The sequence below is a fragment of the Stenotrophomonas sp. Y-13 genome, assembly GCF_046267925.1.
GTDB lineage: Bacteria > Pseudomonadota > Gammaproteobacteria > Xanthomonadales > Xanthomonadaceae > Stenotrophomonas > Stenotrophomonas acidaminiphila_A.
Genome location: NZ_CP176501.1, coordinates 3,321,006 through 3,343,375, shown reverse-complemented (window position 1 = coordinate 3,343,375; position 22,370 = coordinate 3,321,006). Strand labels below are relative to the sequence as shown.

Genomic DNA, 22,370 nt, shown 5'->3' with positions numbered 1-22,370 from the left:
GCCCCTCAGTGCGCGTGCCGCCGCGCCGCGTTCCACAGGTGGGCACTGGCCAGTGCCAGGCTGCCGGCGACGGTAAGCGGCGTTTCGGCCCGCGCGCCCAGCCTGCCGCACGCCCCGGCCAGCAGCAGTGCCAGCCCGGTGCCCGCCAGCAGCCACAGCGCGACCGGCAGCGGGCGGTGGCGATGCGCGCGCCACAGCGCGTAGCTGGTCAGCGGCGCGGCGATCAGCACGAACAGCCCATGCACCCATTCGGCCTCGCTCCAGGTGCCGAGCAGCGGCAGCAGCGCGGCCAGCAGCGGCAGCGCCAGGCAGTGCAGCAGGCACAGGCCGGACAGGGCGAGGGCGGAGACATCGAACAGGGCGGCGGCATGCTTCATCGGATCGGCTCCATTTGTTACAAAGTAACATAATGAGGCGGATCATCCCCCCCGGACAAGGAGGCCGTGCTGCAGGCTCAGCCCAGCGCGCCGCGCGCGATCAGCGCGATCGCCACCACCGCCAGGCCCAGGCCCAGGCGGTTCCAGGTGCTGGTCTTCTCGCTGAAGGCCAGTACGCCGACCAGCGCACCCAGGCACACCACGCCGATGTTCATGCCGGCGAAGATGGTGGCCGGGCTGTGCGGCAACGCCTGGTGCGCGCGCACGTAGAACAGGATGTTGCCGAAGTTGATCGCGCCCAGCAGCAGGCCGAAGCCAAGGTTGCGCGCCTGCAGCCGCTGGCGGCCGCGGTAGTGGCGCAGCAGCTGCCAGCCCAGCATCAGCACGAAGGCGATGGCGAAGCTGGCCAGCAGCGCCGCGGTGGCCGGGGTGCCGGCCAGTGCCACCTGCTTGAGCAGGATGTCGATCAGCGCGAAGCCGGCCCATACCGCCAGCAGCCAGCGCCAGCTCGACGCCGTGCCGGCGCCGCGCTCGCCGCTGCGCGCACTCACACCGACGATGGCCAACAGGCCCAGCCCCAGCCCGGCCAGTTTCCAGCCATTGGCGTGTTCGCCGAACAGCACGAACGCCGCGCCCAGCGACAGCAGCAGCGACAGCCGCTGCGCCACGTCGCTGCGCACGATGCCGGCTTCGCGCACGGCGCGCGCCAGCACCAGGAAGATGCCCGGCAGCGCCAGCGCCAGGCCCAGCAGCGCCGGCCACGGCGCATGGCCGTCGCGCAGCGACTGCAGCGATGGCCTGAGCAGCAGCAGCGACAGCACGCTGGCCGCCAGGTAGTTCCAGGTCACGGCCTGGGCGATGTCGATGCCGCGCCGCGGCGCCAGCTTCAGCAGGACCGAGACCAGCACGCTGCAGATCACGCTCAGGATCAGGAAAGGCATTGCCGTCGCTACCGGGGATGGCGGTGAAGCCGGTGAAGGGGGCCGGTATTATGGCGGCATGAGCAATCCTTCCTTTCCCCGCGAACCGGCGGTGCTGATGCTCGAGGGCCCCTGCGGGCCGCTCGAGGTCGCGGTCGATCCGCCCGAGGGCGATGTCGCCGCGCGGCCGGTCGTCGCCGTCATCTGCCATCCGCTGTCCACCGAAGGCGGCAGCATGCACAACAAGGTGGTGACCATGGCCGCGCGCGCGCTGCGCGAGCTGGGCATCACCACGGTGCGCTTCAATTTCCGCAGTGTCGGCGCTTCGGCTGGCAGCTACGACAACGGCGAAGGCGAGCAGGACGACCTGCGCGCGGTGGTGGCCTGGGTGCGCGCGCAGCGCCCGGACTGCGCGCTGTGGCTGGCCGGTTTCAGCTTCGGCGCCTACGTCTCGCTGCGCGCCAGTGGCGTGCTGGCGCCGCAGGCGCTGATCTCGATCGCGCCGCCGGTCGGCCGCCGCACCTGGGATTTCGACGCGCTGCAGCCGCCGGCGCAGTGGCTGGTGGTGCAGGGCGACGCCGACGAGGTGGTCGACGCGCAGGCGGTCTATGCGTGGCTGGAGACGCTGGCCGACCCGCCGCAGCTGGTGCGCATGCCCGACACCAGCCATTTCTTCCATCGCAAGCTGATCGACCTGCGTGGCGCGATCCAGCACGAAGTGCGGCGCTGGCTGCCCGACGGCAGTTGCTGAGCATGGAGGCGACGACCCCCTCGCAGCGCTACGCCGCCGGCGTGGCCCGTGGCGACTGGCGCGACGATCCGGCCCAGCACCCGGCACTGGCCGAACTGGACCGCATCCACGAGGCCATCGTCGATTCGGCGCAGGACGGCTGGCTCGACCGGCTGTCGGCCTTCTGGAAGAAGCCCGAGCCGGTCAAGGGCCTGTATTTCTGGGGCGGCGTCGGCCGCGGCAAGACCTTCCTGGTCGACCTGTTCTACGACGGTCTGCCGATCGAGCAGAAGTACCGCACCCACTTCCACCGCTTCATGCGCGGCATCCACGAGCGCCTGCGCGAACACCAGGGCCAGAGCGACCCGCTGGCCAAGATCGCCCAGGAATGGCGCAGCAGGCTGCGGGTGCTGGTGCTGGACGAGTTCTTCGTCACCGACATCGGCGACGCGATGCTGCTGGCGCGCCTGCTGGAACGGCTGTTCGCCGAAGGCGTGACCCTGGTGACCACCTCCAACACCGCGGTGGAGAACCTGTATCTCAACGGCCTGCAGCGCGACAGCTTCCTGCCGGCCATCGCCCTGCTGCAGAAGTACTGCGTGGAGCTGTACGCCGAAGGCACCGAGGACTACCGCATGCGCGCGCTGACCCGCTCGCCGGTGTACCGCGCGCCGCTGGAAGGCGACAGCGACGCCTGGCTGGAGCGGCGCTGGAAGGAGCTGAGCGGCGGCCAGGACGCGCGCGTCGGCAACATCCAGATCGAGGGTCGCAAGATCCCCGTGCGCGGGCGTGGCAAGAGCATCGTCTGGTTCGACTTCGCTGCACTGTGCGAAGGCCCGCGCGGGCCGTCGGACTACATCGAGATCGCGCGCGAGTTCAACACCGTGCTGCTGGGCGGCATCCCGCACTTCGACCGCCTGAACGAAGATGCCGCGCGGCGCTTCGTCAACCTGATCGACGAGCTCTACGACCGCCAGGTGAACCTGGTGTGCACCGCGCAGGACCCGCCGCCGCTGCTCTATTCCGGCACCCGCCTGGCCGGTGCCTTCGAGCGCACCGCCAGCCGCCTGATCGAGATGCAGAGCGCCGAGTACCTGGGTACCGCCCACCGCCTGTAACCCGTGGCCGCGTGCCGGGGCTGCCCCCGGCCGTGGCCCCGCCAACCCCGTTGTTCGCCGTCATCCGTTCTGTTCCGCGCCTGCCGCCGCGGCGGCCCATCCCGCAAGCAACGGAGTACGCAGATGAAGCACGCAAGCATGGCCTTCCGGCGTCCGCCGGTACGTTCGATGGCGTTCGCGCTGACGCTGCTGGCCGGGCTGCCGGCGCTCGCCGGCGAGCCGCGGTGGCCACCACCGGCGCCCGCCCCCGCCGTCGTGCAGCCCGACCTGCAGGCGCCCGTGCCCACGCGCCGGCGCCAGACCACCGCGGATTTCCGCGCGCCGGCAGCCAGCGTGTGCAGCGACATGCCGCGGATGCGCGAGGTGCCGGATCCGCAACCGCCGGCGCGGGTACGCGAGATCCCCACCCTGGTCGGCAAGGTTCCGCATCGCAGGGAACTGCACGAGATGGCGCCGCCGCCGCCGGCCCCCATGATCGCCGTCGACGCGGCGGTCAGGGTATCGGAGGTGGCGGACGCGCGCGCCGCGTCGTCGCCACCGGCGATGCAGCGCCCGGCCACGCCGGTGACCGCCGGCGTGGTCGACGACAACGCCGACTTCGGCGGCTTCCAGCAGTTCCTGCAGCGCCACCCCGAGGCGGCGCGGCTGGGGCGCGACGTGTCGGTGCGCCAGCGCCTGCGGGTGGTCGATGCGCAGGGCCGGCCGGTGCCCGATGCCGAGGTCGCGGTCTCCGCGGCCAATGGCGCGCGCATGTGGGCGCGCACCGATGCCGGCGGCCAGGCCTGGTTGCACCTGAATGCCTTCGACGACCGCGATTCGGCCAACTACCGGGTCGACGTGCGCCGCGCCGGGCAGCAGGCCCAGGCGCAGTTGCGGCGCGGGCAGAAGGACGTGCTGGAAGTGCGCCTGCCCACCGCCGCGGCGATCCCGCGCGCGCGCCTGGACCTGGTGTTCATGGTCGATGCCACCGGCTCGATGGGTGACGAGATCGACAAGCTGCGCGCTTCGCTGCGCGACATCGTGCGCGGCATCGAGCAACTGCCGTCGCGCCCGGACGTGTGCCTCGGCCTGGTCACCTACCGCGACCGCGGCGACGAATACTTCGTGCGCAGCTGGGACCTCACCGGCAACGTCGCCGCGTTCCAGCAGGTGCTCGACGGGGTGCGTGCCGGCGGTGGCGGCGACATGCCCGAGGCGATGAACGAAGCCTTCGCGCATGCGGTGCAGGCGCTGGACTGGCGCGGACCGGCCACCACGCGGCTGCTGGTGTCGCTGGCCGACGCACCGCCGCACATGGACTATCCGCCGCCGCACTACGACCAGACCATGCTGGCGGCGCTGGGCAAGGGCATCAAGGTGTTCAGCGTGGCCGCGTCGGGGCAGGACACCACCGGCGAGATCGTGCAGCGGCAGATCGCCCAGTACACCGGCGGGCGCTTCATCTTCCTCACCTACAAGGTTGCGTCCGACCCGGGCAGCGGGCCGGGTCGCGAAACCGTGCACGATGTGGCCGACTATTCGGTGGATACGCTGGACGCGCTGGTGCTGCGGCTGGTGCGCGAGGAACTGGCGCAGCTGCCGCAGGGGTGAGCGCAGCGCCGTCGGCCGGGGGGATCCTTTTCCCCGCGGGAGAAGCCGCCCGAAGCGCGGATCAGGGGGCGGCGTCGACGACGGTGAACCATCGGCCCTGACCGCCCTCACCCCGACCCCGCTCCCGCGGGGAGAAGGGCTTAGGGCAGCTCGATGCGGTTGTCCGGTGCCTGTTCCTTCGCCATCGGCGCCGTGGCCGGTACCCCGCCGCCGACGTTCATCATCCGCAGCGGCTGGCCGTCGTAGCGGAACTCCAGCGCCGACTGCACCCGGTCCAGCGCCAGGACCTGGGTACACAGGGACTGCACGTGCTGCTCCAGGGCGCGGGCGCGCGCTTCGATCTTCGGCTCCAGCTCCGCTTCCATCTTCCCGGTGCGTTTCTCGATGCGCTCTTCGCCGCCGGTGAGCAGGGTCCACAGCAGGCCGCGGGCGAGGGAGCCCTTGAGCGATTCGGCCGATGCCTGCACGCGCTGTTCGAAACCTTCGCCGAACAGCTCCTGCTCCCAGCGCCCGCGGCCGATGGTGGAGGCGACGAAGCGCTCGGCGTCCCTGCGCAGCGCGCGCACCTTGCGCGAATCGAAGTTGCCGGTCATGGAGCCGTACACCATGTCCAGCACGTCGAAGCTGATGCCCACCGATTCATTGGCGATGCCGGTGACCGCCGGCATCAACTGACGCACCCCGGTCTCCAGTACCCGCAGGCGTTGCGCGTCCGCGGCACTGACCACCTGCATGCGCCCGTCGATGCTCAGCTCGCCATCGTGGAACACGATCTCGCGCGGGCTGGCGTCGCGCTGCCGCAGCCAGATGCCGCCGCCGTCGACCAGCACGTCGTAGTCGGTGCTGACCCCGCACTGGGTGGACGACAGCGCCGGCGGCTTCACCGGGCCGGCCTGCGCGGACAGGCATGGCAGGGCGAGCAGGGCAGCGGCGAGGAGCAGGCGGCGCATGCGGGGAATCCATTCGAAGGGCCGACAGGATCGCCGGCCGCGCCGTGGCCGGGCGCCCGCCGGAAGTCATGGCGCTGCAACTGGGGTATCGGACGATGAATGCGTGAGGCGTTTTCCTACCCGCCAATTGGCCTCCAAAGGGTTGACTGCGCAGTCCTGATGAGCCGTCGGTCCCGTGCCGGCCTGCTGCTCCGGAGGCGATCGCTTGTGCCACAAGGGGGGCGCGGCCATCCACAATATTTGGCGTTGACCTGGCCGGTCACCCCCACTATCTTGTGGCCCGTCGGTTCTGGCGGGTTGCTCCCCGCCGGATTGAAAGGGAAGCCGGTGACGCCTTCAATGGCCAGTCCGGCACTGCCCCGCAGCGGTAATTGGGAACGAACCCGCCACCCAGCACTGAGGCCCGATGCCTTGGGAAGCGGCGGAAGTAGGAGGAGGCCCCCGCCTCCGCGCCCATGAGTCCGAAGACCTGCCGACAGCCGCGCGAAGCACAGCGCGCGGTGCCGGCTGCGGAGTCTTCGAGGGGAAGACGGCTGGCGACGCGGCAGCGCCGGTGGCGACCTCGGGTCGTGCCCGTCGCGGATGCTGCGACGCCGTCCTTCCATGCTTGTCGCCCGCCACCGGCCCCCCTGGTTCCTGCGAGGGCAGGCGCCGCGTGCACCACGCCATGAGGACGCATTGCCGTGACCGCCACCGATACCGCCGTTGCCCCTGCCGAGGCCGGCTTCGAACTGACCCCCCCGCCGACCGCCACCGCCATGAGCGTGACCAAGCGCAATGGCGGCACCGAGCCCGTGGACCTGAACAAGATCGTCCGCGCGATCCAGCGCTGCTGCGACGGCCTGCATGCGGTCGATCCGATGCGCGTGGCCACGCGCACCATTTCCGGCCTCTACAACGGCGCCACCACCCAGGAACTGGACGAGCTGTCGATCCGCACCGCCGCGCTGCTGATCGGCGAGGAGCCCGAGTACGGCCGCCTGGCCGCGCGCCTGCTGGCCAATTTCATCGCCAAGGAAGTATCCGGCCAGGAGATCCACGCGTTCTCGCAGTCGGTCGCCCGCGGCCACGAGGTGGGCCTGATCAACGAGCGCCTGCTCAATTTCGTGCAGGTCAACGCGCGCAAGCTCAACGATGCGGTCAACCTGGGCTACGACCTCAACTTCGACTACTTCGGCCTGCGCACGCTGTACGACCGGTACCTGCTGCGCCACCCGCACACCCGCAAGGTGATCGAGACGCCGCAGCAGTTCTTCCTGCGCATCGCCAGCGCGCTGTCCGAGGACGTGCCCGAGGCGCTGGCGCTGTACCAGCGGCTGGGCAACCTGGACTACCTGCCGTCCAGCCCGACCCTGTTCAACGCCGGCACCAGCCACGAGCAGCTGTCGTCGTGCTTCCTGCTGGATTCGCCGCAGGATTCGCTCGAGTCCATCTATGCCCGCTACGGCGACATCGCGCAACTGTCCAAGTTCAGCGGCGGCATCGGCGTGAGCTACACCCGGGTGCGTTCGCGCGGTTCGCTGATCAAGTCCACCAACGGCCATTCCAACGGCATCGTGCCGTGGCTGAAGACGCTCGACTCCTCGGTCGCCGCGGTCAACCAGGGCGGCAAGCGCAAGGGCGCGGCCTGCGTCTACCTGGAGACCTGGCATGCCGACATCGAGGATTTCCTGGAGCTGCGCGACAACGCCGGCGACGATGCCCGCCGCACCCACAACCTCAATCTCGCCAACTGGGTGCCGGACCTGTTCATGCAGCGGGTGGAGGCCGACCACCCGTGGTCGCTGTTCGATCCGCGCGTGGTGCCGGAATTCACCGACCTGTACGGCGAGGCGTTCGAGCGCGCCTACCTGCAGGCCGAGGCACAGGGCAAGGCGGTCAAGACCGTGCCGGCGCGCAAGCTGTACGCGCGGATGATGCGCACCCTGGCCGAGACCGGCAACGGCTGGATGACCTTCAAGGACAAGTGCAACAAGGCCAGCAACCAGACCCTGCGCGCCGGCAACGTCATCCACCTGTCCAACCTGTGCACCGAGATCCTGGAAGTCACCTCGGCCGAGGAGACGGCGGTGTGCAACCTGGGCTCGATCAACCTCGGCAACCACCTGGACGCGCATGGAGATTTCGATTTCGACAAGCTCGCCGAGACCGTGCGCCTGGCCGTGCGCCAGCTCGACCGCGTGATCGACCTGAACTTCTACCCGATCGAGACCGCGCGCCGCGGCAACCTGCGCTGGCGCCCGGTCGGCCTGGGCTGCATGGGTCTGCAGGACGTGTTTTTCCGCAAGCGCCTGCCGTTCGACTCGGACGCCGCGCGCGCGCTGTCGGCGAAGATCGCCGAGGCGATCTACTACCACGCGCTGGAAACCTCGTGCGAGCTGGCGCAGGAGCGCGGCCGCCACCCCTCGTTCAACGACACCCGCGCCGCCAGCGGCGAGCTGCAGTTCGATGCCTGGGGCGTGGTGCCGGCCGACGCCGCGCGCTGGGACGCGCTGCGCGAGCGCATCGCCCAGCACGGTCTGCGCAACTCGCTGATGATCGCCATCGCCCCGACCGCGACCATCGCCTCGATCGCCGGCTGCTACGAGTGCGTGGAGCCGCAGGTATCCAACCTGTTCAAGCGCGAGACCCTGTCCGGCGACTTCCTGCAGGTCAACCGCTACCTGGTCGGCGAGCTCAAGCAGCTGGGGCTGTGGACGCCGGAGATGCGCGACGCGATCAAGCTGGCCGACGGCTCGATCCAGAACCTGCCGCAGATCCCCGAGGCGCTGCGCGGCGTGTACCGCACCGCGTGGGAACTGCCGATGCGCGCGCTGATCGACATGGCCGCAGACCGCGGCGCCTTCATCGACCAGTCCGCCTCGCTCAACCTGTTCATGGAGAGCCCGAACATCGGCGCGATGTCGTCCATGTACATGTACGCGTGGAAGAAGGGCATCAAGACCACCTACTACCTGCGCTCGCGCCCGGCCACCCGGATCGCCAAGACCACGGTCAGCAGCTACACCCCGGCCGAAGCCGTCGCCTGCTCGCTGGAGAACCCGGAAGCCTGCGAGGCCTGCCAGTGAGGCAGGAGTGAATGAAGAGGAGTGAGGAGTAAGAAGGAGCAACGGCAAAAAGCCACCGTCATTTCATCTTTCTCTCCTTCGTCTGCGCCGCATGCTGGTCAGCATGCGGATGGTTTCCTCGATCAGACCGCGCGCGCCTGTTGTCTGGTCGTGGGGAAACCAATACAGGTCTTCGCACAATGTCAGCAGTGTTTCCACTTCGGACAGTGAGCCGTGTGCTATCGCAAGGAAGTGCGCCTTCTCTGCAGAACTCTCGCGGGTCCAGCCTTCGGCAATGTTGGCAGGAATGGAAATGGCGGCACGGGTGAGCTGGCTCCGCATCCCGTAAACCTCTTCGCGCGGAAGTCCGGGCACCAGCTGGTAGACGGAAAGCGCCAGCTTCATGGCTTTCTGCCAGAGAACAGTTCGTTGGTAATGCATGCGTTCCCGGGGGGCGAATCCGGCCCCAGCTTCGCCTTCCCGGGAAAGCCAAAAAATAAGGAATTTTCTTATGTCCTCGTCAGCCGATACCCTTGCAGTGACCCCTCTCGCTCCTCACTCCTCTTCACTCACTCCTCTTCTTCTCGACCCGGGCTTCGAACTGACCCTGCGCCCGATGCGCTACCCGCAGTTCTATGACATGTACCGCGATGCGATCAAGAACAGCTGGACGGTCGACGAGATCAACTTCCAGATCGACATCACCGACCTGCACCACAAGATGACCGCGGCCGACCGCCACCTGATCCACCGCCTGGTGGCGTTCTTCGCCACCGGCGATTCCATCGTTTCCAACAACCTGGTGCTGAACCTGTACCAGCACCTCAACGCGCCGGAAGCGCGCATGTACCTGTCGCGCCAGCTGTATGAAGAAGCGCTGCACGTGCAGTTCTACCTGACCCTGCTGGACAACTACCTGCCCGACCCGGAAGAGCGCTTCCGGGCCTTCGCCGCGGTGGAGAACATCGCCTCGATCAAGAAGAAGGCCGACTTCTGCTTCAAGTGGATCGACTCGATCCAGGGGCTCAAGCGCATCGAGACCCGCGAGCAGCGCCGCCAGTTCCTGCTCAACCAGATCTGCTTCGCCGCCTGCATCGAGGGCCTGTTCTTCTTCGCCGCGTTCGCCTACGTGTACTACTTCCGCTCGCGCGGGCTGCTGCCGGGGCTGGCATCGGGCACCAACTGGGTGTTCCGCGACGAAAGCTGCCACATGGAGTTCGCCTTCGAATGCGTGCGCACCATCCGCGCCGAGGAGCCGGACCTGTTCGACGCGGCGATGGAACGCCAGGTCTACGAGATGCTGGCCGAGGCCATCGAATGCGAGGTGCAGTTCGCCGAGGACGTGCTGTCCGGCGGCGTGGCCGGTATTTCCACCCGCGACATGCGCCAGTACCTGCAGCACTGCGCCGACAACCATTTCGTCAAGCTCGGCATGGACAAGCAGTACAACGTGCGCAACCCGCTGCCGTTCATGGAGCTGCAGGACGTGCAGGAGCTGACCAACTTCTTCGAGCGCCGGGTCTCGGCCTACCAGGTCGGCGTACAGGGCGAAGTCGCCTTCGACATGAATTTCTGAGGCCGGGCGCCGGGGTGGGGCGGCGGGGCGCAGGCGTCACGCCGCCGGTGCCTGGCGCTGCGTATCATCCGCTCCTGCCCCCTACTGCCGCGACCGTCGCCATGAATGCCACGCCCAGCATCGTCCCGCCCACCGAAGTGCGCATGGTGGAGATCGTCTTTCCCAACCACACCAACCACCTGGGCACCCTGTTCGGCGGCCAGGCGATGGCATGGATGGACAAGGCGGCCTTCCTGGCCGCCGCGCGCTATTCGCGGCGCACCGTGGTCACTGCGCATTCGGACCAGGTGGACTTCAAGCTGCCGATCCGCATCGGCGAGATGGTCGAAACCGTCGGACGGGTGGTCGAGGTCGGGCGCAGCTCGATGACGGTGCAGGTCGAGCTGATCGCCGAGGACCTGCACAGCGGCGAGCGCAAGCTGTGCACGCGCGGGCACTTCGTGATGGTGGCGCTGGATGCCGACGGGCGCCCGACCTCGGTGCCGCCGCTGCCGGCGCAGGCCTGAGCGGAGGGCCGGACCATGGCGGTGCGGCCGGATGACGCCGGCATCCACGTTCCGGGCGCGGCGGATGCGCGGCTGGCGGCATTCGTCGCCCGCCACCGGCGGCTGCTGCTGCTGACCGGCGCCGGGTGCAGCACCGATTCGGGCATTCCCGATTACCGCGATGCCGACGGCCAGTGGAAGCGCACGCCGCCGGTGGACTACCGCGCGTTCATGGCCGACGCGGCCGTGCGCCGGCGCTACTGGGCGCGCAGCCTGGCCGGCTGGCCGCGCTTCGGTTACGCCCGGCCCAATGCCACCCACCAGGCGCTGGCCGCGCTGGAGGCGGCCGGCCGGGTGGAACTGCTGTTGACCCAGAACGTGGACGGCCTGCACCAGCGCGCCGGCAGCCGGCGTGTGATCGACCTGCACGGGCGGCTGGATCAGGTGCGCTGCATGGGCTGCGGCGCGCGCTCGCCGCGCGAGGCACTGCAGCAGCGCCTGCTCGAGGCCAACCCCGGGTGGGCGACTGCACAAGCAGCACAGGCGCCCGATGGCGACGCCGACCTGGAGGGCGATTTCAGCGGCTTCGTGGTGCCGGACTGCCTGGCCTGTGGCGGCCTGCTCAAGCCGGATGTGGTGTTCTTTGGCGAGAACGTGCCGCGCGAACGCGTGGCCGACGTGCATGCGCACCTGCAGCGCGCCGACGCGGTGCTGGTGGTCGGCTCGTCGCTGATGGTCTATTCCGGGTTCCGCTTCGTCGATGCCGCGGCCCGGGCCGGGCTGCCGGTGGCCGCGGTCAACCTCGGCCGGACCCGCGCCGACGCGCTGCTGTCGCTGAAAGTGGAGCAGCCATGCGCGCAGGCGTTGGCGTTCCTGCTCGACGGCAGCTGGGCGGCGGCCAAGACGCAGTGATCCACCGCGCCGGTTGAATCGACCCGCCGGGCGGGAGTGCAATGGGCGCCCCCCACAAGCGGATCACCCCCACGTGAGTCTTCTGTTCTCGCCGCTGTCGCTCGGCCCCCTGTCGCTGTCCAACCGCATCGTCATCGCCCCGATGTGCCAGTACTCGGCCGATGACGGTCGTGCCACCAGCTGGCATGCCCAGCACCTGGGCACGCTGTCGCAGTCCGGCGCCGGGTTGCTGATCCTGGAGGCCACGGCGGTCGAACCCCGCGGCCGCATCAGCTGGGCCGACCTGGGGCTGTGGGACGATGCCACCGAGGCGGCGCTGGGCGAGGTGCTGGCCGCGGTACGACGCTGGTCGAAGATGCCCATCGGCATCCAGCTGGCGCACGCCGGGCGCAAGGCGTCCACCGCGCGGCCCTGGGACGGCGGTGGCGCCATCGCCCCCGGCCAGGCGCATGGCTGGCAGGTGCTGGCGCCGTCGGCGCTGCCGTTCAACGCCGGCGATCCGGTGCCGCAGGCGCTGGACGCGGCCGGCATCGACGCGCTGGTGGAGGCCTTCGCCGCGGCCGCGCGGCGCGCGGCGCGGCTGGGCCTGGAACTGATCGAGATCCATGCCGCCCACGGGTACCTGCTGCACCAGTTCCTGTCGCCGTTGAGCAACCATCGCGACGATGACTACGGCGGCTCGCTGGACAACCGCATGCGCCTGCTGCTGCGGGTGTTCGACGCGGTGCGCGCGGCAGTGCCGGCGGGTGTCGCGGTGGGCGTGCGGATCTCCGCCACCGACTGGGTGGACGGTGGCTGGGACCTGGCGCAGAGCATCGCCGTGGCCCGCGCACTGGAAGCACGCGGCAGCGATTTCATCCACGTCTCCAGCGGCGGCCTGGACCCGCGCCAGCAGATTCCGGTGGCGCCGGGCTACCAGGTGCCGCTGGCCAGTGCGATCAAGGCGCAGGTCGCCACGCCGGTGATGGCGGTGGGGCTGATCACCGAGCCACGCCAGGCCGAGGCGATCCTGGCCGAAGGCCATGCCGACGCCATCGGCATCGCCCGCGGCATCCTCTACGACCCACGCTGGCCGTGGCACGCCGCAGCCGAGCTTGGCGCGCAGGTACACGCCGCGCCGCAGTACCTGCGTTGCCAGCCGCACGGGCTGCGCGCGCTGTTCGGGTAGGTGCCGGGCCCGCCGGGCACTTCGGGCTTTCCCGGCAGGGGCTCTGCGGGGCAAGCCCCGCAGCGACGGGAGGCCCAGTTGGTTTCCCCGGAAAATTTCGTGCGTCGCTAGACTCCGTCGATGCGACCCGATTACATCCTCACCCTTTCCTGCCCGGACCGTACCGGCATCGTCTACCGTGTCTCCGGCCTGCTGTTCGAGGCCGGCTGCAACATCCTCGACGCCCAGCAGTTCGGCGACGAGGAAAGCGGCCGTTTCTTCCTGCGCGTGCACTTCGACATGGCCGCGGCCGGCGACGCGGCGGCGCTGCGCGAACGCCTGGCAGAACTGGGTGCGGAGTACGCCATGGACTGGCAACTGCACGACGCGCGCCGCCGCGCGCGGCTGCTGGTGCTGGTCAGCAGGCAGGGGCATTGCCTGAACGACCTGCTGTTCCGCGCGCACAGCGGCCAGCTGCGGGTGGACATCGCCACGGTGGCCTCCAACCACCCGGATTTCGCCAGCCTGTCCGGTTCCTACGGCGTGCCGTTCCACCACCTGCCGGTGGACGCGGGCAACCGCGTGCAGCAGGAACGGCAACTGCTCGACCTGGTCGAGCGCGAGCGCATCGACCTGGTGGTGCTCGCCCGCTACATGCAGATCCTGTCGCCGCAGCTGTGCCAGGCGCTGGCCGGACGCGCGATCAACATCCACCACAGCTTCCTGCCCAGCTTCAAGGGCGCCCAGCCGTACCACCAGGCGCACGCGCGCGGGGTCAAGATCATCGGCGCCACCGCGCACTACGTCACCAGCGACCTGGACGAAGGCCCGATCATCGAGCAGGACGTGGCCCGCGTGGACCATGCCATGACGCCGCGCGAGCTGGTGCGGCTGGGCAGCGACACCGAATCGCTGGTGCTGGCCCGCGCCGTGCGCCGCCACGTCGAGCACCGCATCCTGCTCAACGGCCACCGCACCGTGGTGTTCCGCTGAGCGGCGGCATCACGCCACGATGTCGATCCCGCCTTCGATCAGCGCGATGCGGGTGGCTTCGTCGCCCTCGGGCGACACCGGCCGCGTCAGCTCCCACAGGAACCGCACGCGGAAGCCGCTGATCGCCGCGTCCTGCGCGCTCCACAGTACGCAGTAGTCGCGCGCCAGCCCGCAGACGTGCACCTCGCTGATGCCGCGCTCGTGCAGCCAGCCGGCCAGGCCGGTGGCCGGGCGCTCGCCGCGCGGGCCGTGGTTCTCGCGGAACGCGCTGTACGAATCCACCTGGCGATGGCTGCCCTTGCGCAGGATCAGGTCGGCGCTGTTCCAGTCCACCTGCGGGTGCAGCGCCGCGCCCGGGGTGCCCTGCACGCAGTGGTCCGGCCACAGCGTCTGCGCATGGCCGTGCAGCGGGATCGACTCGAACGGCCGGCGGCCGGCGTGCTGGCTGGCGAACGACGCATGGTCGGCCGGGTGCCAGTCCTGGGTGGCCACGACGGTGGCGTAGTGGCGCCGCGCCAGCAGTGCGGCGATACCCGGCACGATGGCATCGCCCTGGTGGCACGGCAGCGCGCCGCCGGGCATGAAGTCGGGTTGCAGGTCGATCACCAGCAGGGCGGTGTCATTGCCGTACATCGCAGGTTCCGGTGCGGGGAACCTTGAAGTGTAACGCCGTGATGGGCGGTGCCGGCCCGCGGCACACGCCACCCGTGGCCGCGCGGCCTGCGCATCGGCCTGCATTGCGGCGTCGGCAGGCTGCCGGCAGGCGATCGGGAAGCGGTCGGGAGGCGGCGATGATCCAGTGGTGGGAACTTGGCCTGTGGCTGCTGCTGGCGGCGCTGCCCGGCGCGGTGATCGGCATCAACCGCGGGCGCCTGGAATGGGCCGCCGGACTGCGTACGCACATGCTCGTCTGCGTGGGCCCGGTGTGGCGGTGATCGTGTCCACGTTCGGCTTCTTCGCCGTGCCGGGGCGGCCGGGCATCGTGCTCGATCCATTGCGCATCGCCGCGCAGGTGGCCAGCGGCGTCGGTTTCCCCGGTGCCGGCACCCTCCTGTTCCTGCAGCGCGAGCAGGTGATCCGCGGGCCGGCCACCGCCGCTGGATTGTGGGCGGTGGCATCGGTTGGCCTGGCTGCGGGCGCCGGCCTTTATGCGGCGGCGATCATGGCGACGCTGCTGATGTGGGCAATCCTGGCATTGCTCAAGCCGCTGGAACAGCGTTACCTGCACCGTCGCGCGCACAGCGGCCGGTTGCGCCTGCGCATCGCGGCGGGTACGCCGCTGGCACGGGTGGAGAATGCCGCCAGCGACGCGGGCCTGCCGGTCCGGCGCATCACCCTGCGTCCGCGCGAGCAGGACAACGACATCGTCGACATCGATTGCGACCCGCCGCTGCCGCGCGCGCAGATGCTGGCCAGGGCGGAGCAGCTGGGCCGCGTCGAAAGCGTGGTGCCGGTGGAGCTGCCCGGGCTGGCCGAGGGCTGGGCACGAGGGCGCGGCGCCGGTTCCCAATGCGCGGCGGAGAGGGCCGCACCGCATCCGCCCGGACAGCTTCATCCGCGGGTCCAGCGTGGGTCTTCTGCGCCGCTGTGGGATCGTGCGGCGTGCCGCCCGCAACGCGCACCAATGCCTTGTATTTTCGGGGAAATCCCCTCTTCACGCATTCATCACAAATCTATATGGTGCCCGGTCGCGCGCGACTGACCGTGGCGTGCGTCGTGCAGGCCGGAGGGTCTGGATACCTGTCCCGGCAAGGGGCAATCAGGAGATGTGGTGATTATGGAAACTTCAATCCGGCCCCGCGTTGTGATCGCGGCTGTCCTTGGCGTCATTCTGGGAGCAAGCAGCTTTGCCAGCCATGCCGCGATCTCGAAGATCATTCCCGGGGGGCGCCTGATCACCGCCGCGCTGGGCTCGAAGAAGTGTCCGGAAAGTGCCGGCTCCCTGCGCATCGTCGAGCCGGACGACGGCATGGGGGCCTGGGCGTCGTACGGCCTGCCCGCACCGACGCGCATACTGCGCGTGCTGGTGAACGACTCCCGCTGCTTCTCCGTCCTGGACCGGGGCGTCGGCTTTGCCGCCGCGCAGGCCGAGCGCGCGCTGGCCCGGGCGGGCCACCTGCAGGACGACCAGAACATCGGGGCAGGGCAGATGCTGGGCGCCGACTTCGTGCTGATTCCCGACATCGTGTCGCAGAACCCGAACGCAGGCGGCAGCAATGTCGGCGTGCACGCGGCGTCCGGCCAGAAGCGTGGCCTGATGGCCGGCATGCTCAACGTCGCCACGCTTGGCATCGCGGGCAAGATGTCCAGCAACAAGCAGACCGCGCAGGTGGTGTTGACGCTGGTGGACGTACGCACGTCCGAACAGCTGGTCAGCGTGACCGGCGAGGCGAAGATCACCGATCGCGCGTGGTCGGCGATGGTCAATGCGTCGAATGCGCAGGGCAACGCCGGCGTGCGCCTGGGCAGCTGGGAGAACACCGAGATCGGCAAGGTCATCCAGGAGGCCTACGAAGAGGCCTTCGAGCAGATGGTTGCGGACATCCAGAAGCCACGCAGCCGGGTGTTCGCGCGGCAGCAACCGAAGGCGGCCCCGCAAGCCCCGGCAATCATGGCCGCGGTCGAACCGATGGCGCGCCTGGACGCGCCGGCGATCGCCGCGCAGGCCACCGCGGTGATGCCGGTGCTCGCCGCTGCGTCCGCCGCGTCGCTGCCGCTGCCACTGCCTGGCGAAGTCGAGGCAGTGCCCGGGCTGCCGGTGACGCCAACCGCCGTGCCAGCAGTCGCCGATGGGGTGCCCGACGCGCAACTGGCGCTGAAGCAACTGGCAGGTGCGGGTACGCTCGCGCTGCGCCGCACCGCGCGACTGCTCAGTGGCGCGAACAGCCAGGCGGGCACGGTGGCCGAACTGGCGACCGGCATGCTGGTGTTTCCCACCGGCAACATCCAGGGGAACATGCTCGAAGTCGAGGACGAGATGGGCAACAAGGGCTGGGTGCCCTCGGCGGTGGTGTCGGCGCCCTGAGCCCCATCCGCCGCGCCGCGACGGTGGGGCCTGCGCCTGGTCCGGCGCAGGCGGAGCCCACGCGAATCCCGCCCAGACGATGAATCCGTACAAGTGGTGCAGGCTGCAGCCGCTGAGCTGAGGGATGTGGCTGCCCCGCCACGTCCGGGTTGCCGGAGTACAAGCGTGGTCGGTTTGGCTGGCGTCGACATCCGGGCCGGATTTCTCCGTCCGTGGATCGCTGCGTGAACCGGCCGGCTGTCGTCGCTGGCAGCTATGCTGCTTTAGGGGATGAGTCGGCTGAGCGTTTGAGGTACAGCACCCTGTCTGTTGCCTTCAGCAGTGGGTGCAAAAGCCCCGTGTAAGATGTTGCGCCCTTGGCCCGGCGCCTGGCGGCGACCGCTCCCGTCGCGCACATGCACCACGCCGCCGCACGGGCTGTGCCCCGCAGACCCGTAGAAGCACCAGGACCATGCCGCATACCGAAACGCCCCGCGTCGAGGCCTCCAAGCCCCATAAGCCCTACGTTCTGGAGGGTTTGAGGCTGTCGGTCGCGCCGATGATGGATTGGACCGACACCCATTGCCGGGTGTTCCACCGCATCCTAGCGCCCGGCGCGCGGCTGTATACCGAGATGGTCCACGCCAATGCGGTCATCCATGGCGACCGCCAGCGGCTGCTGGGTTTCGACCCCAGCGAGCACCCGCTGGCACTGCAGCTGGGCGGCAGTGATCCGGCGTTGCTGGCGCAGGCCGCGCGCATCGCCGCGGACTGGGGCTACGACGAGGTCAACCTCAACTGCGGCTGCCCGTCCGATCGGGTGCAGGCCGGGCGCTTTGGCGCCTGCCTGATGCGCGAGCCGGAGCTGGTGGGCGAGTGCGTGGCGGCGATGGTCGCGGCGGTGGATATCCCGGTCACGGTCAAGTGCCGGCTGGGCGTAGACCAGGACAACGACTACGCCGCGTTCGCCGCGTTCGTCGACCGCCAGGTGCAGGCCGGGGCGGCGATGGTGGTCGTGCACGCGCGCAATGCGTGGCTGCAGGGCCTGTCGCCCAAAGAGAACCGCGAGGTGCCGCCGCTGCGTTACGACTGGGCCTACCGGCTGAAGGCCGAGCGTCCGGGCCTGCCGGTGGTGCTCAACGGTGGCCTGGCCACGGTCGAGGCGGCGCAGGCGCAACTGGCGCACGTGGACGGGGTGATGCTGGGCCGGGCCGCCTACCACGACCCGTATGTCCTGCACCTGCTGGAAGCGGCGCAGACCGGCGCGGCGCCGCGCAGCCGCGAGGACCTGCTGCAGCAGATGCGCCCCTATGTCGAGTCCCGGCTGCAGGCAGGGCTGGCGCTCAAGCACATCACCCGCCACCTGCTCGGCCTGTACCACGGTCAACCCGGTGGCCGTGGCTTCCGCAAGGTGCTCAGCGAGGGCGCGCATCGCCCCGGCGCCGACTGGTCACTGGTCGAGCAGGCGGTGCAGGTCACCCGCGACCAGGCGGCACGTGCGGCCTGAAGCATCGGGGCGTATTCATCTTGCTCATGTAGCTGAATGGTGCGGTTGCGGAGGGGGAGGGTTCAGACCGGATTCACCCCTAAAAATCAAGAATTTGCCTCGATTTCGTAAGTCTCGTGAAAAAACCCGTGGGCCTTTGTTTTCACGGATTTTGAACGATCCGCCGCAGTCCGATAGGATCACGTCATGCTTCCGGTTCCGCGTCACATTCTTGCCCTCGCCGCCGCGGCCGTCTTCACGGCCGGCACGCCGATGGCGCAGGCCTGGGCGCAGGACGGCCGGCCGCAGCAGATGCAGGGGGGCGAGCGGGAGATGCCGCGCGCCCGCATGCGCGACAATGCCGGTTCGCTTTCCGATGCGGTGCGGCGCGTCCAGCGCGAGACCGGCGGCCGCATCCTCGGCGCCGAGCGCGTGCCCTACGATGGCCGCGACATCAACCGGGTGAAGTACATGGACGACCGCGGCCGCGTGCGTTACATGGATGACGCGCCGCCGTCGCCCCGCGCCCCCCGGGGGCCGCGCCAGGCCGAACAGCCACCACGCGGCGATAACCCCTGAACGGCGATAGTTGTCCCGCAATCCGCTTACCCATGCCGGTGAACCGCCGGCCAAGCAACTAGGGAGAGTTCATGCGTATCCTTCTGGTCGAAGACGAAGCCCCGCTGCGCGAGACCCTGGCAGCCCGGCTCAAGCGCGAAGGCTTTGCCGTCGATGCCGCGCAGGACGGAGAGGAAGGGCTGTACATGGGACGCGAGGTGCCGTTCGATGTCGGCATCATCGATCTGGGCCTGCCCAAGATGTCGGGCATGGAGCTGATCAAGGCGCTGCGCGACGAGGGCAAGAAGTTCCCGGTGCTGATCCTGACCGCCCGTTCCAGCTGGCAGGACAAGGTCGAGGGCCTGAAGCAGGGCGCCGACGACTACCTGGTCAAGCCGTTCCACGTCGAAGAGCTGCTGGCGCGTGTCAACGCGCTGCTGCGCCGCGCCGCCGGCTGGTCCAAGCCGACCCTGGAGTGCGGCCCGGTCGCGCTGGACCTGGCCGCGCAGACGGTCAGCGTGGCCGGCAGCAATGTCGACCTGACCAGCTACGAATACAAGGTCCTCGAGTACCTGATGATGCATGCCGGTGAGCTGGTCTCGAAGGCCGATCTCACCGAACACATCTACCAGCAGGACTTCGACCGCGATTCCAACGTGCTGGAAGTGTTCATCGGCCGCCTGCGCAAGAAGCTGGATCCGGACGGCGAACTGAAGCCGATCGAGACGGTGCGCGGGCGCGGTTACCGCTTCGCGATTCCACGCAACGAGGGCTGATCCGCCACGCGCGGTACGGGCATGATCTACGGCCGTCTGTGGTTTTTCCGGCGCTGGCGGCCGCGTTCGTTGCAGGCGCGCCAGCTGCTGGCCGCCTCGGTGGGCCTGGTGGCCTTCCTTGCGCTGGCCGGCTATGCGCTGGATGCCGCCTTCGCCGGCACCGCGCGCGCCAATCTTTCCGAGCGCCTGAAGAACTACGCCACCGCCTACGCGGCCGGCATCGACTTCACCCGCGACCGCTCGCTCTACATCCGCGAACAACCGCCGGACCCGCGCTTCGACGTGCCCGGCAGCGGCCTGTACCTGCAGGTGGTGATGCCCGGCCACTCCGGCAACTCCATGTCGGCCGAAGGCCCGATCCTGCCGGACGTCAGCGGACGCATGCTCGCCCCGCGCGAGGAGATCTTCGAAGGCCCGCTGCCGATCACCCAGATCGACGGTACGCCGGGTGAGGTCTACCGCTACGGCATGGGCCTGGTCTGGGGTGGCGACGGCAGCCCCGAAAGCGAGTTCCCCTACACCATCTACGTGCTCGAGGATTCGCGCGCGCTGGGCAAGCAGCTGCGCGTGTTCCGCAGCGCGGTGTGGTTCTGGCTGGGCGTCACCGGCCTGATCCTGCTGCTGCTGCAGACGCTGGTGCTGCAGTGGAGCCTGCGCCCGCTCAAGCGCGTGATCAACGAACTCACCCGGGTGCAGCGCGGCGAGCGCGAGCGCATGAGCGAGATGCACCCGCGCGAGCTGGAACCGCTGACCGACAGCATCAACGCCTTCATCGAGAGCGAACGCGAGAATCTGGAGCGGCAGCGCAACACCCTGGCCGATCTCGCGCACAGCCTGAAGACGCCGATCGCGGTGCTGCGCACGCAGCTGGACAGCGGTGCCGGCGACGGTGCGCTGCGCGAGGAGCTGGACGTGCAGCTGCAGCGCATGAACAACCTGGTGTCCTACCAGCTGGCGCGGGCGGCCTCGTCCGGGCACAAGCTGTTCTCCGCGCCGGTGCCGATCGAGGCCAACGCCGAGGAGATCGTGCGCGGGCTGGAGAAGGTCTACGCCAGCAAGGGCGTGCTGTGCGAGTTCGAGATCCAGCCAGGCGTGAATTTCTACGGCGAGCCCGGCGACCTGCAGGAGCTGCTGGGCAACCTGCTGGAGAATGCCTTCAAGTGGGCGCGGCGCCGGGTGCTGTTGACGGTGCGCGCCATTCCCGCCGCGCCCGGTCGGCGCGCGGGCCTGGAACTGGCGGTGGACGACGACGGCCCCGGTATCGCCGAGGAGAACATCGCCAAGGTCCTGCAGCGCGGCGTGCGCGGCGACGAGCGCGTGCAGGGCCACGGCATCGGCCTGTCGATCGTGCAGGACCTGATCAAGGATTACCGCGGCGAGCTGCAGGTCAAGCGGTCGCCGGAACTGGGTGGCGCGCGTTTCGAAGTGACCCTGCCGCCGGGCCTGTGACCCGCCGCGGTTGACGGCCCGAGGGTGAGCGCTTCAGGGCGCGATCGGGGCTTTACCGACGAAAGCGCGTGCGGGGCGGGCCCCGCACCTACGGACGTTCCGGCGGCTGGGCAGCGAACGGCGAGGGGCCGTAAAAGCGGCGCAGGTGCGCGGCCACGTCCGGCATGTCCCGCTCCAGCAGGTGCGGGGCGGAGAAGTGGTACTCGGTGGCCACGGCGAAGAACTCTTCCGGCGCTTCCGCCGCATACGGATCGATTGCGGTGTCGTGGCCGGCGTCCACCTGCGCACAGAAGGCATCGTAGCGGCGCTGGAAATCGCGCGCCCATTGCCGCTGCCAGTCGCGCGGCAGCGGCGGCGTGCCGTCGAGCGCGCCATCGAGCACGTCGATCTTGTGCGCCATCTCGTGCACCGCCACGCAGAAGCCCGCCTGCGGGTCGGCGATGTCGGCCTGCACGTCGGCCCAGGACAGCAGCAGCGGGCCACTGTCCCAGGCTTCGCCGATCAGTTCATCGTCCCACTCGTGCAGCACGCCGGCCGCGTCCACGTGGTTGCGGCGTACCCGGAACGCATCCGGATACACCACCAGTTCCGACCACCCCTGCAGGCCCTGCTCGCCGAACTCCAGCAGCGGCAGGCAGCACAGCGCGGCCAGCAGCAGGCGCTGGCTGTCGTCCAGCGTCAGCCCGGCCACCGGGGTGATCGCCTTGCGGTGCAGGAAATGCGCCGCAAGGCCGCGCAGCCGCTCCTGGCGCCCGGCATCCAGCGCGTGCAGCCACGGGCATGCCTGGCACGTGCTGCGCCAGAGGGTTTCGTCAATGGAAGGCGGCGGGCGCCGCCAGCGGCGCAGGAACGACTGGATCAGCGGAACATACCCGGCAGCAACCGGTGCCACTTCGGCGCGCGCAGCCGCGGGATGATCTCCTCGTCGCTGCCGCCGCCGGCCTGCTGCGGCGCCGGCACGGCGTGCTTGGGCTGCGACGGGGGGGCGGCGTTGGCCAGGCTCACCGACGCCGCCGGTGCCGCCACGCGTTCCACTTCGCCCGGGGCATAGGTGCAGCCGTTGCGGGCCGGGGTGTCGATCGCCTCCGCGGCATGCGCGGCCACGGGGGCCAGCAGCAGGATCAGGCAATGGGCGGTACGGCGCATCGTCGACATCCGGGGGCGGTTGAGCTCCCGATTCTAGCCTGCTTTCCCGGCCGGATTGGAAGCCCCCATGGGCGGTCCGGGTGCCTTCACGCATAATCGGCCGATC

Annotated in this window: 23 protein-coding genes and 1 riboswitch; of the genes, 16 read left to right on the top strand and 7 right to left on the bottom strand. The window is 69.6% G+C overall.

Going from position 1 to position 22,370, the window contains the following annotated elements:
• Positions 1-5 precede the first annotated feature (5 nt).
• Positions 6-377, bottom strand: a complete 372-nt coding sequence (locus tag ACJ7VY_RS15195) for a MerC family mercury resistance protein (protein ID WP_409475972.1) — start codon at positions 375-377, stop codon at positions 6-8.
• A gap of 77 nt (positions 378-454) precedes the next feature.
• On the bottom strand, positions 455-1,318 hold the full coding sequence (locus ACJ7VY_RS15190) for an EamA family transporter (RefSeq protein ID WP_409475971.1): 864 nt from the start codon (positions 1,316-1,318) through the stop codon (positions 455-457).
• A 58-nt stretch (positions 1,319-1,376) separates the two neighbouring features.
• On the opposite strand from ACJ7VY_RS15190, the gene ACJ7VY_RS15185 reads away from it, so the two are divergent.
• The 3 genes from ACJ7VY_RS15185 (at position 1,377) to ACJ7VY_RS15175 (ending at position 4,735) form a co-directional block, all read left to right on the top strand.
• Positions 1,377-2,048 (top strand): alpha/beta hydrolase, encoded by a 672-nt coding sequence (locus ACJ7VY_RS15185; RefSeq protein ID WP_293755823.1) that lies wholly within the window; start codon positions 1,377-1,379, stop codon positions 2,046-2,048.
• Between the two features lie 2 nt (positions 2,049-2,050).
• On the top strand, positions 2,051-3,145 hold the full coding sequence (gene zapE, locus ACJ7VY_RS15180; protein WP_312345218.1) for a cell division protein ZapE: 1,095 nt from the start codon (positions 2,051-2,053) through the stop codon (positions 3,143-3,145).
• A gap of 123 nt (positions 3,146-3,268) precedes the next feature.
• Positions 3,269-4,735, top strand: coding sequence for a vWA domain-containing protein (locus tag ACJ7VY_RS15175; protein ID WP_409475970.1), 1,467 nt, complete (start codon positions 3,269-3,271; stop codon positions 4,733-4,735).
• Positions 4,736-4,875: 140 nt separating this feature from the next.
• Here the strand turns inward: ACJ7VY_RS15175 and ACJ7VY_RS15170 are convergent, their stop codons facing one another.
• Complete coding sequence (locus tag ACJ7VY_RS15170; protein ID WP_240212466.1) at positions 4,876-5,685, bottom strand: DUF2884 family protein; 810 nt, start codon at positions 5,683-5,685, stop codon at positions 4,876-4,878.
• Between the two features lie 267 nt (positions 5,686-5,952).
• Positions 5,953-6,177, top strand: a riboswitch (cobalamin riboswitch).
• A gap of 266 nt (positions 6,178-6,443) precedes the next feature.
• On the opposite strand from ACJ7VY_RS15170, the gene ACJ7VY_RS15165 reads away from it, so the two are divergent.
• Positions 6,444-8,753 (top strand): ribonucleoside-diphosphate reductase subunit alpha, encoded by a 2,310-nt coding sequence (locus ACJ7VY_RS15165; protein WP_409476825.1) that lies wholly within the window; start codon positions 6,444-6,446, stop codon positions 8,751-8,753.
• A gap of 63 nt (positions 8,754-8,816) precedes the next feature.
• On the opposite strand, the gene ACJ7VY_RS15160 is transcribed toward ACJ7VY_RS15165, so the two are convergent.
• The gene (locus ACJ7VY_RS15160) at positions 8,817-9,137 is read right to left on the bottom strand and encodes a four helix bundle protein (protein WP_409475969.1); all 321 of its coding nucleotides are present in this window, start codon (positions 9,135-9,137) and stop codon (positions 8,817-8,819) included.
• Positions 9,138-9,348: 211 nt separating this feature from the next.
• Here ACJ7VY_RS15160 and ACJ7VY_RS15155 point away from each other — a divergent pair, with 211 nt between their 5' ends.
• The 5 genes from ACJ7VY_RS15155 to purU all read left to right on the top strand — a co-directional run bounded on the left by ACJ7VY_RS15155 (position 9,349) and on the right by purU (position 13,845).
• Complete coding sequence (locus ACJ7VY_RS15155; protein ID WP_409476824.1) at positions 9,349-10,308, top strand: ribonucleotide-diphosphate reductase subunit beta; 960 nt, start codon at positions 9,349-9,351, stop codon at positions 10,306-10,308.
• Positions 10,309-10,409: 101 nt separating this feature from the next.
• Positions 10,410-10,814, top strand: coding sequence for an acyl-CoA thioesterase (locus ACJ7VY_RS15150; RefSeq protein WP_104939837.1), 405 nt, complete (start codon positions 10,410-10,412; stop codon positions 10,812-10,814).
• Positions 10,815-10,829: 15 nt separating this feature from the next.
• A complete protein-coding gene (locus ACJ7VY_RS15145; RefSeq protein WP_409475968.1) occupies positions 10,830-11,705 on the top strand; it encodes an NAD-dependent protein deacetylase in 876 nt (291 codons plus the stop codon).
• 73 nt (positions 11,706-11,778) lie between these two features.
• Positions 11,779-12,873 (top strand): NADH:flavin oxidoreductase/NADH oxidase, encoded by a 1,095-nt coding sequence (locus ACJ7VY_RS15140; protein WP_313255117.1) that lies wholly within the window; start codon positions 11,779-11,781, stop codon positions 12,871-12,873.
• Between the two features lie 120 nt (positions 12,874-12,993).
• Positions 12,994-13,845: a formyltetrahydrofolate deformylase gene (purU, locus tag ACJ7VY_RS15135; protein WP_409475967.1), complete on the top strand. Its 852-nt coding sequence runs from the start codon at positions 12,994-12,996 to the stop codon at positions 13,843-13,845.
• A 9-nt stretch (positions 13,846-13,854) separates the two neighbouring features.
• On the opposite strand, the gene pncA is transcribed toward purU, so the two are convergent.
• A complete protein-coding gene (gene pncA / locus ACJ7VY_RS15130) occupies positions 13,855-14,478 on the bottom strand; it encodes a bifunctional nicotinamidase/pyrazinamidase (protein WP_409475966.1) in 624 nt (207 codons plus the stop codon).
• Positions 14,479-14,636: 158 nt separating this feature from the next.
• On the opposite strand from pncA, the gene ACJ7VY_RS15125 reads away from it, so the two are divergent.
• The 7 genes from ACJ7VY_RS15125 (at position 14,637) to ACJ7VY_RS15095 (ending at position 21,118) form a co-directional block, all read left to right on the top strand.
• Complete coding sequence (locus tag ACJ7VY_RS15125) at positions 14,637-14,780, top strand: MgtC/SapB family protein (protein ID WP_202626457.1); 144 nt, start codon at positions 14,637-14,639, stop codon at positions 14,778-14,780.
• Positions 14,777-15,547, top strand: a complete 771-nt coding sequence (locus ACJ7VY_RS15120; RefSeq protein ID WP_409475965.1) for an MgtC/SapB family protein — start codon at positions 14,777-14,779, stop codon at positions 15,545-15,547. The genes ACJ7VY_RS15125 and ACJ7VY_RS15120 overlap by 4 nt, the downstream gene beginning before the upstream one ends.
• A 75-nt stretch (positions 15,548-15,622) precedes the next feature.
• Complete coding sequence (locus ACJ7VY_RS15115; protein WP_409476823.1) at positions 15,623-16,870, top strand: CsgG/HfaB family protein; 1,248 nt, start codon at positions 15,623-15,625, stop codon at positions 16,868-16,870.
• 538 nt (positions 16,871-17,408) lie between these two features.
• Positions 17,409-18,356 carry a tRNA dihydrouridine(20/20a) synthase DusA gene (dusA, locus tag ACJ7VY_RS15110; RefSeq protein WP_409475964.1) on the top strand — a complete coding sequence of 316 codons (948 nt, stop codon included), beginning with the start codon at positions 17,409-17,411 and terminating at the stop codon, positions 18,354-18,356.
• 186 nt (positions 18,357-18,542) lie between these two features.
• Positions 18,543-18,914: a PepSY domain-containing protein gene (locus ACJ7VY_RS15105; protein WP_409475963.1), complete on the top strand. Its 372-nt coding sequence runs from the start codon at positions 18,543-18,545 to the stop codon at positions 18,912-18,914.
• Positions 18,915-18,985: 71 nt separating this feature from the next.
• Positions 18,986-19,669, top strand: a complete 684-nt coding sequence (locus tag ACJ7VY_RS15100) for a response regulator transcription factor (protein WP_004136763.1) — start codon at positions 18,986-18,988, stop codon at positions 19,667-19,669.
• Between the two features lie 21 nt (positions 19,670-19,690).
• Positions 19,691-21,118: an ATP-binding protein gene (locus tag ACJ7VY_RS15095; RefSeq protein WP_104939823.1), complete on the top strand. Its 1,428-nt coding sequence runs from the start codon at positions 19,691-19,693 to the stop codon at positions 21,116-21,118.
• Positions 21,119-21,206: 88 nt separating this feature from the next.
• Here the strand turns inward: ACJ7VY_RS15095 and ACJ7VY_RS15090 are convergent, their stop codons facing one another.
• Together ACJ7VY_RS15090 and ACJ7VY_RS15085 are read right to left on the bottom strand one after the other, a co-directional pair.
• Entirely contained in the window at positions 21,207-22,010 is an 804-nt protein-coding gene (locus tag ACJ7VY_RS15090) for a zinc-dependent peptidase (protein WP_104939822.1), read from the bottom strand.
• On the bottom strand, positions 21,977-22,264 hold the full coding sequence (locus ACJ7VY_RS15085) for a hypothetical protein (RefSeq protein WP_161614855.1): 288 nt from the start codon (positions 22,262-22,264) through the stop codon (positions 21,977-21,979). Before ACJ7VY_RS15085 ends, ACJ7VY_RS15090 begins: the two co-directional genes overlap by 34 nt.
• Between the last annotated feature and the right edge of the window lie 106 nt (positions 22,265-22,370).

Bases quoted from the DNA above. Each gene is read 5' to 3' on its own strand.
- ACJ7VY_RS15195 (WP_409475972.1), bottom strand. From the start codon at position 377: ATGAAGCATGCCGCCGCCCTGTTCGATGTCTCCGCCCTCGCCCTGTCC.
- ACJ7VY_RS15190 (WP_409475971.1), bottom strand. From the start codon at position 1,318: ATGCCTTTCCTGATCCTGAGCGTGATCTGCAGCGTGCTGGTCTCGGTC.
- ACJ7VY_RS15185 (WP_293755823.1), top strand. From the start codon at position 1,377: ATGAGCAATCCTTCCTTTCCCCGCGAACCGGCGGTGCTGATGCTCGAG.
- zapE (WP_312345218.1), top strand. From the start codon at position 2,051: ATGGAGGCGACGACCCCCTCGCAGCGCTACGCCGCCGGCGTGGCCCGT.
- ACJ7VY_RS15175 (WP_409475970.1), top strand. From the start codon at position 3,269: ATGAAGCACGCAAGCATGGCCTTCCGGCGTCCGCCGGTACGTTCGATG.
- ACJ7VY_RS15170 (WP_240212466.1), bottom strand. From the start codon at position 5,685: ATGCGCCGCCTGCTCCTCGCCGCTGCCCTGCTCGCCCTGCCATGCCTG.
- ACJ7VY_RS15165 (WP_409476825.1), top strand. From the start codon at position 6,444: ATGAGCGTGACCAAGCGCAATGGCGGCACCGAGCCCGTGGACCTGAAC.
- ACJ7VY_RS15160 (WP_409475969.1), bottom strand. From the start codon at position 9,137: ATGAAGCTGGCGCTTTCCGTCTACCAGCTGGTGCCCGGACTTCCGCGC.
- ACJ7VY_RS15155 (WP_409476824.1), top strand. From the start codon at position 9,349: ATGCGCTACCCGCAGTTCTATGACATGTACCGCGATGCGATCAAGAAC.
- ACJ7VY_RS15150 (WP_104939837.1), top strand. From the start codon at position 10,410: ATGAATGCCACGCCCAGCATCGTCCCGCCCACCGAAGTGCGCATGGTG.
- ACJ7VY_RS15145 (WP_409475968.1), top strand. From the start codon at position 10,830: ATGGCGGTGCGGCCGGATGACGCCGGCATCCACGTTCCGGGCGCGGCG.
- purU (WP_409475967.1), top strand. From the start codon at position 12,994: ATGCGACCCGATTACATCCTCACCCTTTCCTGCCCGGACCGTACCGGC.
- pncA (WP_409475966.1), bottom strand. From the start codon at position 14,478: ATGTACGGCAATGACACCGCCCTGCTGGTGATCGACCTGCAACCCGAC.
- ACJ7VY_RS15125 (WP_202626457.1), top strand. From the start codon at position 14,637: ATGATCCAGTGGTGGGAACTTGGCCTGTGGCTGCTGCTGGCGGCGCTG.
- ACJ7VY_RS15115 (WP_409476823.1), top strand. From the start codon at position 15,623: ATGGAAACTTCAATCCGGCCCCGCGTTGTGATCGCGGCTGTCCTTGGC.
- dusA (WP_409475964.1), top strand. From the start codon at position 17,409: ATGATGGATTGGACCGACACCCATTGCCGGGTGTTCCACCGCATCCTA.
- ACJ7VY_RS15105 (WP_409475963.1), top strand. From the start codon at position 18,543: ATGCTTCCGGTTCCGCGTCACATTCTTGCCCTCGCCGCCGCGGCCGTC.
- ACJ7VY_RS15100 (WP_004136763.1), top strand. From the start codon at position 18,986: ATGCGTATCCTTCTGGTCGAAGACGAAGCCCCGCTGCGCGAGACCCTG.
- ACJ7VY_RS15095 (WP_104939823.1), top strand. From the start codon at position 19,691: ATGATCTACGGCCGTCTGTGGTTTTTCCGGCGCTGGCGGCCGCGTTCG.
- ACJ7VY_RS15085 (WP_161614855.1), bottom strand. From the start codon at position 22,264: ATGCGCCGTACCGCCCATTGCCTGATCCTGCTGCTGGCCCCCGTGGCC.